Origin of the sequence: Candidatus Williamhamiltonella defendens (genome assembly GCF_900699045.1) — a bacterium.
Classification (GTDB): Bacteria; Pseudomonadota; Gammaproteobacteria; order Enterobacterales; family Enterobacteriaceae; genus Hamiltonella; species Hamiltonella defensa_A.
This window is the reverse complement of sequence record NZ_CAADHL010000005.1, coordinates 55,473-71,464: the sequence shown is the minus strand read 5'-3', so window position 1 is coordinate 71,464 and position 15,992 is coordinate 55,473. Positions and strand designations below refer to the sequence as shown.

Genomic DNA, 15,992 nt, shown 5'->3' with positions numbered 1-15,992 from the left:
TGGATACGGAATAGAATATATAGAGTATTACGGATTTACCTCGACGGCGTACTCTGGCGCGGAAGATGTTGCGCTTTTCCTGAGTGGTGCCCGCTCGCACGACGTGGTGATTAATATCGCTCTGACCGTCGCTATCGCCTTAATGGGATAAAAGAAGGAGAAGTGGTACTGTATACGGATAAAGGCGATAGTATCCTGGCTCAAACGCGGACTATGAATAGAGACGGTGACAGAAAATTTTGTTATCAATGCAACAACAGGGTGGTACTCAACATTCAAGAAGTAGAAACTCCAGGAAGAATTACTACAGCGTAGTCTATCATTTCACAAGCTGAAATAAAGGACAAAGCAGGTTCCATGAGTACTATGCGGATACAGGATACAACACACTTTCATAAAAGTGATAGCATTGGAGTAATAGGTAAGCTCAATCAAGCGATGTAAATAATATGCTGATGAATAAAGAAAAGCCTTAGGCGGGCAGTGATGATATCGTTTTTCACCTGCAACGGGCTGAACCGGATGATGACACGGATACGCCGTTTGGATGGTGGGGTGATACGTGGCCGACCGTACAAAACGACCGGATTGGCTCTTGATTGCATTTGCTAAAACACACGACCTAAGTCATCAGACGGCGCAAAGAACGAATGAATAGATTGCTTAGGCGGTTACTTGGATGACAGACGACGATATCGCGCTTCGGATTGATATTGAGGTAGTACGGTCAGGTATCAATAGATTCATTGCCACCGTCATCCTGACTTTGGCCGACCATGACATAAAAACGATGACCCTCAACAATTTGTGGAGCGTAATCCATGTACAATAGTGGTTTTATCGCCTGATAATAACAAACTGTCGCGGGCGATCAAGGATCACCCTTACGGTACGGGAAGCGTGGAGTACCGGTTTCGCAAGAAGCTGGGGAAACATAAAAATAGAGCTGATATCTTAGATAAAAATCTTTTAGTGACTAACCTGGGGTTAGGCGAAGCTACTAAATTAAATATTGGCACCTCTGTTGAGACCGTCGCATCTGGGGGAGAGACCCCGCATAGTCAATGTCTTCCAGCTTCATTCTGTTTTATGATTAACTTAACTTTAATGAATTAGGTCTAGATGCATTTGGCCTCTATTTTTAATCGATGGACATACTTTCCACTTTAAAACAGAATAATCCGGTTACTATTTCTGCTTCATTAGTTATTTACCCCTCAACTTACGGAGTACAGCAAGAGTACACGAGTTACTATAGCAGACTTAAATATATTCGTAAGATTACGGGGGATGGAACGGTAATGACACATGGGGTAACTGGATTCAGATTGGTGATATCTTTGCCCGCGGGTATACCTATTTTTATGCGAGGTCTGTTGAAGATTTCGGTGGATGCATGGAAGTGGATTGAAAAAGCACCTCTGGTCAAAGTCAGGAAATCCGTTAGTCTGCGGATCCGCTGGTTCACACAAGATGAGGTATCTACATTGATTAAAGGTATGCCTGAAAGTTTTCGAAACATCGTTATCTTCGCGATGGATACAGGTCTACGCAGCTCAAATATCATCGATCTTGAGTATTCACAAGTGGACATGCGACGGATGGTTGCCTAGATACACTCGGAAAATGCCAAAGCAGGAAGCGCGATAGGCGTTGTACTAATATTGCTCTCAATATTCTGAAAGATCAGATAGGCCACCACAACCGTTATGTCTTTGTTCATACTAAAGCGAAACAAAAACAGGAGGGCGAAAAACACCCGAAGTCGGGAAACGACGCGTAGATGATAACTCATCGTGGATGACCGACCTAAGCGCTCAGGGATAAAAGATTTTAGATTTTATGATCTACGTCACACATGGGCGAACTGGTTAGTACGGACAGGCGTACCATTGTCTGATTTACGAGAAATAGGCGGCTGGGAATCTATCTAAATGGTACGTCATTACGCATATCTTGCGGCCAGACACCTGACTAAGCACGTCAGGAAAATTGACTAGGCGTTGGCAAATGATGTTACTCATCTGGCAATTTTAAATAATTTCTAGTAGATAAAACTACGTAACCTATTGATTTTTATTGGTACACCCTACTGGGTTCGAACCAGTGACCTACGGCTTAGAAGGCCGTTGCTCTATCCAGCTGAGCTAAGGGCGCAGTGAAAATTTCTATTGTTTTTAATGGTCGCATTATACGGATCCCTATGTTTGCGTCAACACCGCGCTAGTAAGCAGGATGTGCGAATCTTATGCAAATTCTTGTATCAAAATATCGCATTGAGAGTAGTTTGTTCAAAGGTAAGTTAATTTTCTATAAACTAGAGTTTTTTGAGTCTAAAATTAACGGTAAAAATAGAAATCACATGTCGATTTTGTGATCACCCGGATGAGGTTATAACACTGTTAACAAAACTTATGAAAGACTTTAAGACAAGTGACAGAGAACAAAAAAGCAGGTGATATCGAGTTTATCGAAGAGTAAAGCTAGCTCTAGAGCCCCCATTTTTACGCCATCTTTTAAAGCCCCCATAAACCTGTAAGATAGTATGTCAGTAACCATAAAATAGCACAATCACCCCGAGGGACGTCGTTTCTCAATAAGTACCAGTTAAGAAAAATACTGATGCACGCAGGTCTGCCTGAACGTTTATCATACCTAATCATATTAGGTTCAATTATTTTTATAAAATTACCATCCTTTAATGGGATAGGATCTGATTTTCATCTTTTATCACCCTCAAAAAACACGAATTGTTTTCACAGTGACTTTCTTAACAGTACATATTAAAAAATTAAGATAAAAGATATTAAAATGATGAAGACCCCGCTACGTTTTTGAAAAAGGTTTATTGATACACTCAAACGTTTTCTCAGTCATTTAGATTTTAAGGAATATCGTTTTTTGATAAAAAAATGCTAATCTTGTCAAATCATTATATTTTTCAAAAACGTGTTTTTGACAGTACAAAAATATATATAAATCATACAGGTATTATTATGTTGAACGCTTTAGTCTTAGTTCTCAATTGTGGTAGTTCATCTTTAAAATTTGCGATTATTAACCATAATACAGGTGAAACACATTTGTCTGGTTTAGCGGAATGCTTTCATTTACCAGAAGCACGTATAAAATGGGAGACAGGCGATAAAAAACAAAAAAAGCAACTGAGCAACAGGGCGGCACATGCACAGGCATTAGATTTTATTGTAAACACTATTTTGTCAAAAGAAATCGAGCTGGCTTCACAATTAAGCGCTATTGGTCATCGGATTGTACATGGCGGAGAACATTTTACGAAATCTGTGATTATCACTGACGAGGTCATTGAAGGTATTACAAAAGCGATTCCATTTGCACCCTTACATAATCCTGCACATTTGATTGGTATTGCTGAAGCTAGAAAATTTTTACCTAAACTTTCTAATAAAAATGTCGCGGTGTTTGATACAGCTTTTCATCAAACTATGCCAGAATGGGCTTATCTTTATGCTTTACCCTATGAATTGTATCAAAATCATCGTATTCGTCGCTATGGTGCACATGGCACCAGCCATTTTTATGTCAGCCAACAAGCGGCCAAATTTTTAAATAAACCTTTGGAAAAACTCAATGCTATCAGCTGCCATTTGGGTAATGGCGGCTCTGTGACAGCGATACGAAATGGGCAATCCATAGACACGTCTATGGGGTTGACCCCATTGGAAGGCTTAGTCATGGGTACCCGCAGTGGGGATTTAGATCCCGCGATTATTTTTTATTTACATCATGTCCTATCGATGAATATCGATGAAATCGATCAAATGTTGAGTAAAAAATCTGGCCTATTAGGGCTCACTGAAGTGACCAGTGATTGTCGTTATATTGAAGATCATTATGATAATTTTAAAAACCCAGAAGCTCGGCGAGCCGTGGATGTATTTTGTCACAGATTAGCTAAATATATTGGGGCTTATACCTCTTTAATGGAAGGGCGTTTAGATCTCGTTATTTTTACAGGGGGGATTGGTGAAAATTCGTCTTTGATACGTAAACTCACACTCAATAAACTCAGTTTATTAGGTTTTGAAGTAGATCCATCACGTAATTTATTGGCGCGTTTTGGACAATCAGGCGCTATTACAACAGACCATAGTCGTTTAGCAATGGTGATCCCCACTAATGAAGAGAAAGTTATCGCTCAAGACACCGCTCAGCTGACGAGGGCTTTGCAGAATCTGTAAAACCGCTGAATAAAATATGAATCAGTAAGTTATGACACACAAAAGAGGTGCATAGTGTTGCCATCAATTATGTTAATTCCAATTGGTACTGGTATTGGTTTAAGTAGTGTAAGTCTAGGTGTGATCCGTTCGATGGAACGGAAAGGGATACGATTAACTTTATTTAAACCTATTTCTCAATCAAGCTCTAATAAACCAGATAAAACGATCGCTATTATTCGGGCGCATTCTAATATTAATGTTGGAAAATCGCTTAATCTTGATTATGTTGAAAGCTTACTGAGAACCAGCCAACAAAATGTTTTGATGGAAGAAATTCTTGCGCATTATCACGAAAGTACTTTGGATAACGAGGTGGTATTGATAGAAGGATTGGTGTCTATACGCCAGCATCAGTTCGTTAATATGTTAAATGAACAAATTGCAAGAACGTTAAATGTTAAAATGATTTTTGTGATAGCGATGGAAAATGATTCACCCGTTCAACTGAGAGAACGTATTGAATTGGCTCTTTCGAATTTTGGTGGCAGTAAAAATAAAAATATTGTAGGTGTCATCATTAATAAATTAAATGCTCCAATGGATGAACGGTGTCGTACTCGCCCTGATCTATCAGACATTTGTGATGGTTCAAGAAAAACAAATTTGCAAAATATTAATATTGAACATCTTAAGAACCATATTCCTCTCTCTTTACTGGCTTGTATTCCATGGCATGCTGATCTGATATCGATTCGCGCTACCGATATCGCAAAGCATCTTGGTGCCCAAGTGATCAATGAAGGTGATATTCAAACCAGAAGAATCAAGTCTTTTAACTTTTGTGCTCGCAGTCTGCCTAATATGTTGCAATATTTTCGAGCAGGCGCGTTATTAGTAACCTCTGCAGATCGCTCGGATGTTTTAGTGGCCGCCTGCCTGGCAGCGATGAATGGGGTTGAAATTGGGGCAATTCTTCTCACAGGGGGTTATATTGTAGACCCAAGTGTGAATCAACTATGCCAGCAGGCCTTTCAAACTGGTTTACCCGTTTTTAAGGTAGAGACAAATACTTGGCAAACTTCTTTGAATCTACAAAGTTTTAGTTTAGAAATTCCGGTTGACGATTATGAACGTATTGAAAAAGTGAGAAATTATGTCGCTGACCATATTAGTAATCAATGGATTTGTTCTTTAACTGCTTTTTCAGAGCGAACACACCGTTTATCTCCTCCTGCATTCCGTTATAATTTAACTGAGCGTGCACGTAAAGCCAATAAACGGATCGTATTACCCGAAGGGGATGAGCCTCGTACGATCAAAGCCGCTGTTTTTTGTGCCGAACGAGGGATTGCACGTTGCGTATTATTGGGAAATCCAGAGGAAATTCACCGAATTGCAGCAGCACAAGGTGTAGAATTAGGCCAAGAGATTGAGATCATAGATCCTGTTACAACACGTGACAATTATGTTTCACGCTTTGTTGAGCTGAGAAAAAATAAAGGTATGACGGAAGTGGTCGCTCGTGAGCAATTACAAGATAACGTTGTTTTGGGAACCTTGATGCTCGAACGAGATGAAGTAGACGGTTTAGTTTCAGGAGCAGTACATACTACAGCCCATACTATTCGTCCCGCATTACAACTCATCAAAACAGTCCCAGGGAATTCACTGGTTTCTTCTATCTTTTTCATGTTGTTGCCGGATCAGGTACTGGTGTATGGTGATTGTGCGATTAATCCCGACCCCACGTCGGAGCAACTTGCTGAAATTGCGATTCAATCCGCAGATTCAGCATCTGCTTTTGGTATTGGGCCTCGTGTCGCAATGATCTCTTATTCTACAGGAAATTCAGGCACAGGCAGTGACGTAGAAAAAGTCAGAGAAGCCACTATGATAGCACAAAAAAAGCGCCCTGATCTGATAATTGATGGGCCATTACAATACGACGCGGCTATTATGGCAGATGTAGCTCAGTCTAAAGCACCTCATTCTCCTGTTGCAGGTCAAGCTACCGTTTTTATCTTCCCCGATCTAAATACGGGCAATACGACCTATAAAGCTGTTCAACGCTCTGCTGATTTAGTCTCGATTGGCCCTATGATGCAGGGCATGCGTAAACCGGTGAACGATCTTTCACGTGGTGCACTAGTAGAGGACATTATTTATAGCATCGCATTAACGGCCATTCAAGCTGTCTCGATTAAAAATAGAACTTAATGAAATGATGAGTAATAAGATTCAACAAAATACAGACTCCAGAATAATAGAATGATAAACCTCAGTTTTAATCATCAGAAATAAGCTGATTAAAGGTATAAGGTATAAGGACCCCATGAAAGCACCAAAACGACTCCAAACTTTGATTGATAATGGTCTGGTTGATAAAGTGATTAGACAATTAAAAAGCGGAAAAGAAGCCGATGTTTATGTTGTTAGCTGCGGCTCTGATATCCGTTGTGCAAAAGTATATAAAAAAATAGAAAATCGCAGTTTTAGACAAGCAGTAGCATATCAAGAAGGCCGAAAGGTACGTAGTAGAAGGCATGCTCGAGCTATGACAAAAGGATCTAATTTTGGCCGAAAACAAAAGGAAGAAATCTGGCAGAATGCTGAAATTGACGCTCTTTATCTATTAGCTCATGCCGGCGTTCATGTTCCTCAACCTTATGCTCACCTTGATGGTGTCTTATTGATGGATCTGATTATGGATGAAGATAACTTGCCGGCACCTCGTATCAGTGATGTTTTTTTCACTAAACAGCAGGCACTTTTAGATCATGAGATGATCATGCAATCTGTGATTCGAATGCTTTGTATCGGTTTGGTACATGGAGATCTTTCTGAATTTAACGTTCTCAGAGGATCTGCAGGTCCTGTGATTATTGACTTGCCTCAAGTCGTTAATGCTTCAGCAAATCATCACGCAAAATCTATTTTAGAAAGAGATGTAGGTAATATTACCCGTTTTTATGGGCAGTTTGCACCCACATTACTGCATCGAAAATACGCTCAAGAAATGTGGGCGTTATATTCGGAAGGGCAGTTAACACCTGAAACTCAATTAACGGGTTATTTTAAGGAGGATACTAAAATAGCAGATGTCAAAGCTGTCATAGAAGAAATTCATGCTGTGGTTAGTGAAAAGAAGGAAGAAGTACGTTATTAGGTTACACGAAAAAATTGCTTTAATGAGTCACTATAGCATTTATGCATATCATGAAAAATCTATTTTTCACAAACCAATTACCTCGATAATACCGAAAATATGATAGAGCAACTAAATATTTTCTGGCTGGGCCTATGGGTGCTGGCAAAAGTACTATTGGGTGGCAACCATCCCAACAGCTTAGTATGGAGTTTTTTGAGTTTGATCAAGAAATTGAGTGATGCACAGGAGCTGATATCAGCTGGATATTCGATCTCGAATGGGAACCAGGCTTTCGGCATCGTGAAGAAATATTAATTAACAACTCACTGAAAAAAGGCATTGTGTTGGCGACATGGAGAGGTTCAGTTAAATCTAAGGAAACCCGAAACGTTTTGTCAGCCCGTGGGGCGGTCATTTATTTAGAAATTGGTATTTAAAAGCAGTTGATTCGGACGCAGCGTGATAAAAAAGCGCTTACTATTACAATTAGTGGGGCAGTTTCTCATTTTTTCGAACACTGCTAAAAGAACAAAATCCTTTTTATGCAGAAATTGCGGATATCATCATACCAACAGAAGATCACAGCTTCAAAATCATTGCAAAAAAATTATTCACCTATTAGCAAAAACCTAATTTTTTGTATTTCAAAAGGTCATTAACGTTACTATGAAGAAAATGACGATTATTTTAGGTCACCGCAATTATCCTATTACCACTTCTTCAGAATTATTGAATCATTTTGATTCTTTTAAGCCGCTCAAAAAAGGGGATCAAGACATGTTAGTGACGAATCAAACCTTATCGCCTCTTTGTCTTTCTTTAATGCAGACGGTTTGAGAGCAAGGCAGCGTTAGATTCGATCATATCATTTTGCCCGATAGTGGAAAATACAAGTCATTGTCGTCTATTGAACTGATATTTAATGAACTTTTAAAGAAATAGCATGTGGCATCATGCCATTTTAATTGACTTTCGAAAGGGCGTTATACGAGATTTAACAGGTTTTGCAGCAGCCTGTTATGGAAGAGGAATCCGATATATTAAAATCCCCATGACTTTGTTAGCGCAAGTAGATGCTTCGATAGGCTGAAAATAGTCGTTAACCATCATCGGTTTCTATCTGTATGTTGATGGCCGATTAAACCTCTAAAAAATTAGGGCTCTTTCTAAGACCGATATCATATGAATAAAAAATTTTTATTACGGGGAAAGCTACCTATTTAAGGATTTCATCAGATTGATCCAAAATCCTGTTTATTGAATATGAAGCATGATAAAAAAGTTATGAATAAAAAATTACGATTAATTATCCAAACTGCTATAGCGCTATAGGTCAATCAGAAATATATGAAGGAAGCGACAATGATATTGTTCTCGCTTTTATTAAAGAGAAGTTAATGTTATCAATGAGTGAATAGTGCATAAAAAATAGGTTGCCAATCCTATAAAAAATAAATCGACTCGGTTTTATTCTATAACTGCTGGTTTAGAGAAATGAAATGGATGTGAAATTTTCAGTTTCTTTACAAAAAGGGTAAGCATTTTGAAGAAAAAACGGGCATTTTTAAAATGGGCTGGCGGAAAATACCATCTCATTGAAGAGATACGTCGACATCTTCCCTCAGCAGATTACTTGATTGAACCTTTTGTTGGGGCTGGTTCCGTTTTTTTAAACACTCACTATCGTTATTACATTCTGGCCGATATTAATCGTGATTTAAGCAGCCTCTACAATATCGTAAAATCACGTATTGATGATTTTGTACGTGATTCACGTTTACTTTTTCATCATCAATTTAATAATGTGAAACAATTTTATGGGCTTCGTAAAGAGTTTAATACCTGTGAAGATGAGTATAGACGAGCCCTATTATTTTTATATTTGAATCGACATGGTTACAACGGCTTGTGTCGTTATAATTTAAAAGGAGAATTCAACGTCCCTTTTGGATCTTATAAAAAACCTTATTTTCCAGAGGAAGAATTGTATTTTTTCTCTGAAAAAGCACAAAACGCTATTTTTATCTGCGAGCATTATCAACAAACTTTAATGCAAGCCTCAGGGAAGGCAGTGGTATATTGTGATCCACCTTATGTTCCTTTATCGATGACTGCTAATTTTACTTCTTATTTCCATAACGGTTTTAATGCTTTAGATCAACAAAATTTAGCTCAGCTAGCTCACCATCTCAGTCGTGATAATCAAGTTTCAGTTTTGATTTCCAATCATGATACGGCTCTAACACGGCAGTGGTATCATCAAGCTTCACTCTATGTAGTGAAAGCAAGGCGTACCATCAGTTGTAATGGTTTTGGCCGCCGTAAGGTGGATGAACTTTTAGCTTTATATTGCTAACTAAAGAAAAATTCATGAAAAAATATTTAATTGCGCCTTCTATTTTGTCTGCAAATTTTGCCTGTTTAGGTGAAGATACTGCCAACGTCCTCAGAGCGGGTGCCGATCTTATCCATTTTGATGTGATGGATAACCACTATGTGCCTAATCTGACGATGGGTCCGATGGTGTGTCAAGCCTTGCGGGATTATGGAATTGAAGCGCCCATCGATGTGCATCTTATGGCACAACCCGTGGATGCGCTGGTTAGCCGTTTCGCTCAAGCTGGGGCGAGCTATATTTCGTTTCATCCTGAAGCTTCAGAACATATTGATCGAACTTTACAGCTAATTAAACAACAGGGATGCCAAGCTGGTTTAGCGTTTAATCCTTCCACGTCTCTCCATTATCTCGATTATATTCTAGATAAGTTAGATCTGATTTTATTGATGTCTGTTAATCCTGGTTTTGAAGGGCAAGCCTTTATTCCTAGCACGTTTAAAAAGTTAAGCCAAGTCCGAAAAATCATTGACGACAGTGGCTATGACATTCGTTTAGAGGTTGATGGTGGTATTAATGTTAATAACATTGCTGAAATAGCATATTGCGGAGCGGATATATTTGTAGCCGGTTATGCTATTTTCAGCCAACCTGATTACCATGTGGTCATTCATGCGATGCGAAATGCATTACTTAAAGTTAAAATTAATTAGATATATGATCTATACTATTTGAAAATAGACTCATTCAAAAAATATTGACATATTCATTGAATTGGTTTTATATTAAAATTAATTATTTTTAATTATTACAAAATACATAAAATATACTAAACATTATTTTAAATTTTAAAAAATCATCTAAAATTTGTTTTAATAATTTGAGTTTATAAGCTAATTTATAGTATGCCTTGAATTAATCTCGCCTAATTTATTCGTTATATTTCATATGAAATTTAATATTACATTTTTTAATACCTATTATTTTTGAAATTTCTTGATAAGTAGTTCTACCTATACTTACCCAATGTAAAATTTCATTTTTCTCTTTTTGAAAAGCTAATATTTTTAGTAGGTATTTCAAATATTTCATAAAGAGAAAGTAACTTCTGATGTGTTTAACTAGTAAAAAATACATTGTCTCTCTGTCTATAAAAATCATTTTTGTTTTAAGATTTGTCATCAAAAATGGATAAAAGCGCCAGATTTTGTTTCTAATCATGTAGAATAAAAGTATGATCTCTACTAATATCGTATGTCTTAACTTGATCTAGTACCTTTGGTCAGACCAATTTCTATGAAATTAAAATATTTTTATCATATTCAAAATTCTTAACCCTAGACAAAACATTAATAACAATAAAATTAATTAACTGATAATTAAATTCTATGTATATATTAAACCATTCTAGACAGTTACTTATAATGCATATACGAAGAAAATTATTTTATGTATGACTAAATAAACAAACTTATTTTAAGGTTTTTTAGAATATTCTCTGCTAAATATTCTTTAACTTTTTTGTTGAGTAGATTTTTAAAAACATCGTGGACATTTTTATTCATCCAATGAAATACATGAAATTTAATAATATTCTTTAAAATCAATGATATTTAAAAAATATTTTAGTATGATGCAATAAATATTTTATTTTTGAAATTATAATCAGAAACGAGTAAATATAACTAATTTTATACTATGTAAAATTTCAAAAGGCATCAAATGAATCAATCAAATGTCATCAAATCCGTCGTATTTAGTGGGGCTCAGCCCTCTGGCTCTTTAACTATTGGAAATTATATAGGTGCCTTACGTCAGTGGGTAAATCTCCAAGAGAATTATGACTGTATTTTTTGTATTGTTGATTTACATGCCATTACCACACGCCAAAACTCAGAGTCTCTGAGAAAAAGCACTTTAGACACATTAGCGTTATATTTTGCATGTGGAATCGATGCAAAAAAAAGCACTATTTTCGTTCAATCTCATGTCCCTGAACATACGCAATTAAGCTGGATTCTTAATTGTTTTACTTATTTTGGTGAACTCAATCGAATGACACAATTTAAAGATAAATCTTCACGACATTCAGAAAATATGAATGCGGGCCTATTGAATTATCCGACTTTAATGGCAGCTGATATTTTGTTATACCAAACCCATCAAGTACCGGTCGGAGAAGATCAAAAACAGCACCTAGAATTGGCTCGAGATATAGCAAAACGTTTTAATAGTATTTATGGCGATATTTTTGTGATTCCTGAGCCTTTTATTGCTCAAAGTGGAGCACGGATCATGTCATTACAGGAGCCAAACAAAAAGATGTCCAAATCAGATAAGAATCGCAATAATGTAATTGAATTATTAGAAGATCCTAAAAATATCATCAAAAAAATAAAAAAAGCGATGACCGATTCTGATAATCCCGCTCAAATTTATTACGACATCAAAAACAAACCAGGGGTGTCGAATTTGCTAGATATATTATCTGGAGTGGTCAATAAAAATATGTCTGAGTTGGAGAAAAATTTTTCTGGTAAAATGTATGGTCATTTAAAAACAGAGTTAGCGGAATCTCTTACTCATATGCTAAATGACATACAGAAACGTTATCAACATTATCGTGCAGATGAACCCTATTTACAGAAAGTGATGAAGCAAGGGGCTGATCAGGCTAGGGCGCGAGGACAACTTACAATAAAGAAAGTATATGATGTATTAGGGTTTGTGCCTGCTTCTTTTTAAAGAAATAATAATTAATAATAAGGATAATAAATAAATATTTTACATTTTTCTTTCATGTTAGTTATCCTTACATTCACCTCTTTTCCTATTTTTCAGCACCGTTAAAAATTCTTTATATACTTCTTCTGGTAATTTAGAAAAAATAAAACGTCTATTAAGACGCCAAGATATTGATAGCGTACAAATAGTTTATAATTTAAACATCTTAGAAAAAGAAAAAATTAATATAATTTTTCTAAAATTGAAAAGATTTAGAGTATGTCAATAAATTACATAAAATTTATTTATGCAACTTCAAGATCTTTTTTCCACCTGATACGAAAAACGTACCCTATTATTTATTCAATTAGCCTATCTACAAGAAAGGACTTGTTAATCAGCATGATAATCCAGGAGAAAATAAACCGATTTCTTCAGGTCTGGTAGTGTAACAATAGAATACGTAGGTACAAAAAATATATAAAAAGTTAATAAGCGAATTAGACAAGAAGTTTAATGGCCGTATTTTTGGTATTCATTTATATGAATACAGCGATTAATATTAATATAAACAAATAAACAATAGAGTTTACTTGTGAAGAATATTTCAAGTCTGAAATAGAAAATGAACTTTTCATTAGAAAAGATTTTAAGAAATCTCATGTGGTGAAATATATTAATTTTTGGCCTTGCGAATGGAATATTGACCATTAATATATGTCAAAATTTTTTGTATTATAAGAAAAAATAATATTGGATTAAGTGGGTTCGATATTATACCGAATAAAAAAGAACATATGAAAATACCTATCATTTTTCATAAATATAAAGGAAAACTGGGTTTGGTCGCCATGGCAGTACAAGAGCCTACTTTTACTTATACAAATCCACAAACTTGTCGATCTTTTAAAAAAGCTGAATTCACAGATTATGCAGAAAATTATCTGGGAGCCAATATTATCTTTTGGAGTCTTTTGTCTCCTTGGCTCGATCGTTAATAAAAATAATGTGATTGAAATAATCAGAAAAAGTGATAATAAAAACCACTTTATTTCTGTAAGAGAAATTACTTATGTCCACGAAAAATTTATTATAAAATGTATTATTGATACTCTATTAGCGCTCTATTTAAGAGCCCAATTTGCTATTGGAAGTGGCCGGATGACCGATAGAAATAGGCTCTATGAGGAATGAGCGCTTTGAGCGACATTGTCAGCAGATAATCATCGATCTGAAACACGAAGGTTTTATTGAACATCAGGCTTTATATAATGAAAAGAGCTGCTCCCTGAGAACCTACGTTATTGGATACGAGAGGTCGTTATGTGTGCTGATGATAAACCCCGGGCGGCCGTAAAGTTATCTCATAGGATAACCTGTCAGGGCCTAAATCTGCGCTGTTGAATCTACTAGGCAAAACACATCTTGGTGCTTTTGTTTAGTAGTAAAGATCTGCAACTAGATTACATTCAAACGTGACATTAAGATGATCTCTGGGTAAGGCGATCCTTATTACCGTTATCCAAATTACAGTTATCCAATAAACCGCTATTATTAACAGAAGTTTTTTACCTGCTTCCCCGCTGTATTGCTATTTCAGGAACACCAAGTTTGTGTAAAAAAACATGGACAGCCTATTGCCGGCTCATGCGTATCGATAAACCCATAGGCATATTCTTGCTTTTGTGGCCGTCCTTATGGGCACTCTGGATAGCCAGTAAAGGGATCCCTGATATTAAAATATTGGCCATCTTTATATTGGGTGTTTTTTTTATGAGAGCGGCGGGATGTGTGATCAATGATTATGTTGATAGAAAGATTGACGGTCACGTGAAACGTACTGCAAGTCGACCCATACCCAGTGGCGAAGTTGATCGCAGATTTTGCAAAATTCTATTTTTTTTCCTAATTTTTCTTTCCTTTTGTTTAGTGTCGATGCTCAATCATATGACGATTGCAATTTCTTTGGTTGCAGTTTTACTCGCTTGGGTCTATCCATTTATGAAAAGAGTCACACATTTACCTCAGCTTATATTAGGATTGGCTTTTGGATGGTCAATTCCCATGGCTTTTTCTGCTGTGACTCAAACTTTACCTATAGTTTGCTGGCTGTTACTATTTTTAAATCTTTGTTGGACGCTCATCTATGACACCCAATATGCGATAGTAGATCGTAATGACGATTTGAGAATTGGTGTTAAATCTACTGCAATTTTGTTCGGTCAACATGATAGATTGATCATAGGTTTATTACAATTTATCACAGTTTTTTTAATGATATTACTGGGATATTTGATGCAGTTTGGAGTCTTGTTTTATATTTCCGTTGGATTAGTTGGAATATTATTTATATATCAACAAAAATTGATGATAAGTTCAGATGGATATTTTCAAGCTTTTATGAACAATCATTATGTCGGGTTCATTTTATTTTTAGGCATTTTTTCACATTTTTACTAAAAAATGGGGTCAGTATTCGTTGGTATCGGAAGTGATCCCCAGATAACGCATTAATATCTTGGCTGCTTGAGGAATTTCGTCATTCCGTTCTTGTCTCAAATTATCGTCATTCGGCAAATATTGGTCTGTGAAAGCATGGGAAAAAGCTTCTCATAATAATTCACTTTTAGTAGCATAGTGTAAATTTTAATTTGTTGCCGAGTTCTTTTGTCTGTCAGTATTTTGAGCACCTTTGTTGGAATGCAAGTAATAATTTTTTTAACCTGCTCACTTCTTTACTCTGTTCAGCATAAGGGCTGATATATTGGCCATTCTACTTCGCCATAAAACCTCTTGTTTTTAAATAACATAATTCTAATTATTATCCTTTTTTCCTTCAAGGTTAGGGCTTATTGTATAGTAAATCTTAAGTTAAAAATTAAGATAAATGCACTGCGGTGGTAATAGTTACGTTTTCTATCTCATCTAATAATTCAAACCACTCTGACTATAAATCTTTTAAAAGGGTTGTTTTATGTAATTCCTTTTCAATGACAACGCAAATTTTTTCAGTCAAGGCAACCCGCTATAAGCCGCTCTGCCATGAAGCTGGTGGATAACAGATAATATATTCGCTTCTTCCTCGGCGTTTATTGTTTTTCCCCTAAATCTACAATTTCATAAACTCGTTTTTTAACATCAGCAAGCAGTTCTAAAAGTATTTTCAAGAGATCACAGGCCAAATCTTTTTGATAATCGGCTTGCTTCAATGCCAGATCCCAGTTAGTGAAACAGGTGGCATTCTGCCGCCTACAAAAATGGCGGGTTTTAAAATGCTATTTTTTGCGATAGTGTAAAATCGCTTGAATCAGACGTGTTTCATTAATATGTTTTGTTAAATAATCTGTTATCTTATAGACTAACAACGGCTCATTCTGCCCCGTATGGTATATGCTGTCACGGAAATGATGAGAGTATTTCGATGTAAAAGCAATTAATGTATCACCGAACTGGTTCGAATCCCCTCTATTTTTGGCATATGAATATCTATTAAAATCATATCAATCTGAGCTTGAGTCGCTATAAACAATACTTCTTCTCCGTTGCTGCACAATATAATTTTATCTACTAATGGTTAAAGTAA

14 protein-coding genes, 1 tRNA gene and 2 pseudogenes are annotated in these 15,992 nt (G+C 36.2%); 15 read left to right on the top strand and 2 right to left on the bottom strand.

Annotated elements, in window-relative coordinates:
- Window positions 1-10: 10 nt before the first annotated feature.
- From CICURV3402_RS06970 to CICURV3402_RS05735, 4 genes are all read left to right on the top strand, one after another.
- Complete coding sequence (locus CICURV3402_RS06970) at window positions 11-151, top strand: phage baseplate assembly protein domain-containing protein (protein WP_320410077.1); 141 nt, start codon at window positions 11-13, stop codon at window positions 149-151.
- Window positions 152-900: 749 nt separating this feature from the next.
- On the top strand, window positions 901-1,116 hold the full coding sequence (locus CICURV3402_RS05745; protein WP_158380200.1) for a hypothetical protein: 216 nt from the start codon (window positions 901-903) through the stop codon (window positions 1,114-1,116).
- A gap of 32 nt (window positions 1,117-1,148) precedes the next feature.
- Window positions 1,149-1,613, top strand: coding sequence for a site-specific integrase (locus CICURV3402_RS05740; RefSeq protein ID WP_158380199.1), 465 nt, complete (start codon window positions 1,149-1,151; stop codon window positions 1,611-1,613).
- A gap of 183 nt (window positions 1,614-1,796) precedes the next feature.
- Window positions 1,797-1,934: a tyrosine-type recombinase/integrase gene (locus CICURV3402_RS05735; protein ID WP_187306989.1), complete on the top strand. Its 138-nt coding sequence runs from the start codon at window positions 1,797-1,799 to the stop codon at window positions 1,932-1,934.
- Window positions 1,935-2,080: 146 nt separating this feature from the next.
- Here CICURV3402_RS05735 and CICURV3402_RS05730 read toward each other — a convergent pair.
- Window positions 2,081-2,157, bottom strand: a tRNA-Arg gene (locus CICURV3402_RS05730).
- Between the two features lie 839 nt (window positions 2,158-2,996).
- Between CICURV3402_RS05730 and CICURV3402_RS05725 the strand changes: the two genes are divergently transcribed.
- From CICURV3402_RS05725 to ubiA, 11 genes and pseudogenes are all read left to right on the top strand, one after another.
- Window positions 2,997-4,220 carry an acetate kinase gene (locus CICURV3402_RS05725; RefSeq protein WP_158380197.1) on the top strand — a complete coding sequence of 408 codons (1,224 nt, stop codon included), beginning with the start codon at window positions 2,997-2,999 and terminating at the stop codon, window positions 4,218-4,220.
- 69 nt (window positions 4,221-4,289) lie between these two features.
- Window positions 4,290-6,419, top strand: coding sequence for a phosphate acetyltransferase (gene pta / locus CICURV3402_RS05720; protein ID WP_158380208.1), 2,130 nt, complete (start codon window positions 4,290-4,292; stop codon window positions 6,417-6,419).
- 115 nt (window positions 6,420-6,534) lie between these two features.
- Entirely contained in the window at window positions 6,535-7,368 is an 834-nt protein-coding gene (locus tag CICURV3402_RS05715) for a PA4780 family RIO1-like protein kinase (protein ID WP_158380196.1), read from the top strand.
- Window positions 7,369-7,502: 134 nt separating this feature from the next.
- A pseudogene (locus tag CICURV3402_RS06965) lies at window positions 7,503-7,972 on the top strand (shikimate kinase).
- 44 nt (window positions 7,973-8,016) lie between these two features.
- Entirely contained in the window at window positions 8,017-8,187 is a 171-nt protein-coding gene (locus tag CICURV3402_RS06960; protein WP_235667703.1) for a hypothetical protein, read from the top strand.
- A gap of 106 nt (window positions 8,188-8,293) precedes the next feature.
- On the top strand, window positions 8,294-8,440 hold the full coding sequence (locus tag CICURV3402_RS06955) for a hypothetical protein (protein ID WP_235667702.1): 147 nt from the start codon (window positions 8,294-8,296) through the stop codon (window positions 8,438-8,440).
- A 453-nt stretch (window positions 8,441-8,893) separates the two neighbouring features.
- The gene (gene dam, locus CICURV3402_RS05700) at window positions 8,894-9,706 is read left to right on the top strand and encodes an adenine-specific DNA-methyltransferase (RefSeq protein ID WP_158380195.1); all 813 of its coding nucleotides are present in this window, start codon (window positions 8,894-8,896) and stop codon (window positions 9,704-9,706) included.
- 14 nt (window positions 9,707-9,720) lie between these two features.
- On the top strand, window positions 9,721-10,398 hold the full coding sequence (rpe, locus tag CICURV3402_RS05695; RefSeq protein ID WP_158380194.1) for a ribulose-phosphate 3-epimerase: 678 nt from the start codon (window positions 9,721-9,723) through the stop codon (window positions 10,396-10,398).
- 1,009 nt (window positions 10,399-11,407) lie between these two features.
- Window positions 11,408-12,430 (top strand): tryptophan--tRNA ligase, encoded by a 1,023-nt coding sequence (trpS, locus tag CICURV3402_RS05690; protein ID WP_158380193.1) that lies wholly within the window; start codon window positions 11,408-11,410, stop codon window positions 12,428-12,430.
- 776 nt (window positions 12,431-13,206) lie between these two features.
- Window positions 13,207-13,407 carry a hypothetical protein gene (locus CICURV3402_RS05685; RefSeq protein ID WP_187306988.1) on the top strand — a complete coding sequence of 67 codons (201 nt, stop codon included), beginning with the start codon at window positions 13,207-13,209 and terminating at the stop codon, window positions 13,405-13,407.
- A gap of 613 nt (window positions 13,408-14,020) precedes the next feature.
- Window positions 14,021-14,869 carry a 4-hydroxybenzoate octaprenyltransferase gene (gene ubiA / locus CICURV3402_RS05680; protein WP_158380192.1) on the top strand — a complete coding sequence of 283 codons (849 nt, stop codon included), beginning with the start codon at window positions 14,021-14,023 and terminating at the stop codon, window positions 14,867-14,869.
- 9 nt (window positions 14,870-14,878) lie between these two features.
- Here the strand turns inward: ubiA and metJ are convergent.
- Window positions 14,879-15,170 (bottom strand): annotated as a pseudogene (metJ, locus tag CICURV3402_RS05675) (met regulon transcriptional regulator MetJ).
- Between the last annotated feature and the right edge of the window lie 822 nt (window positions 15,171-15,992).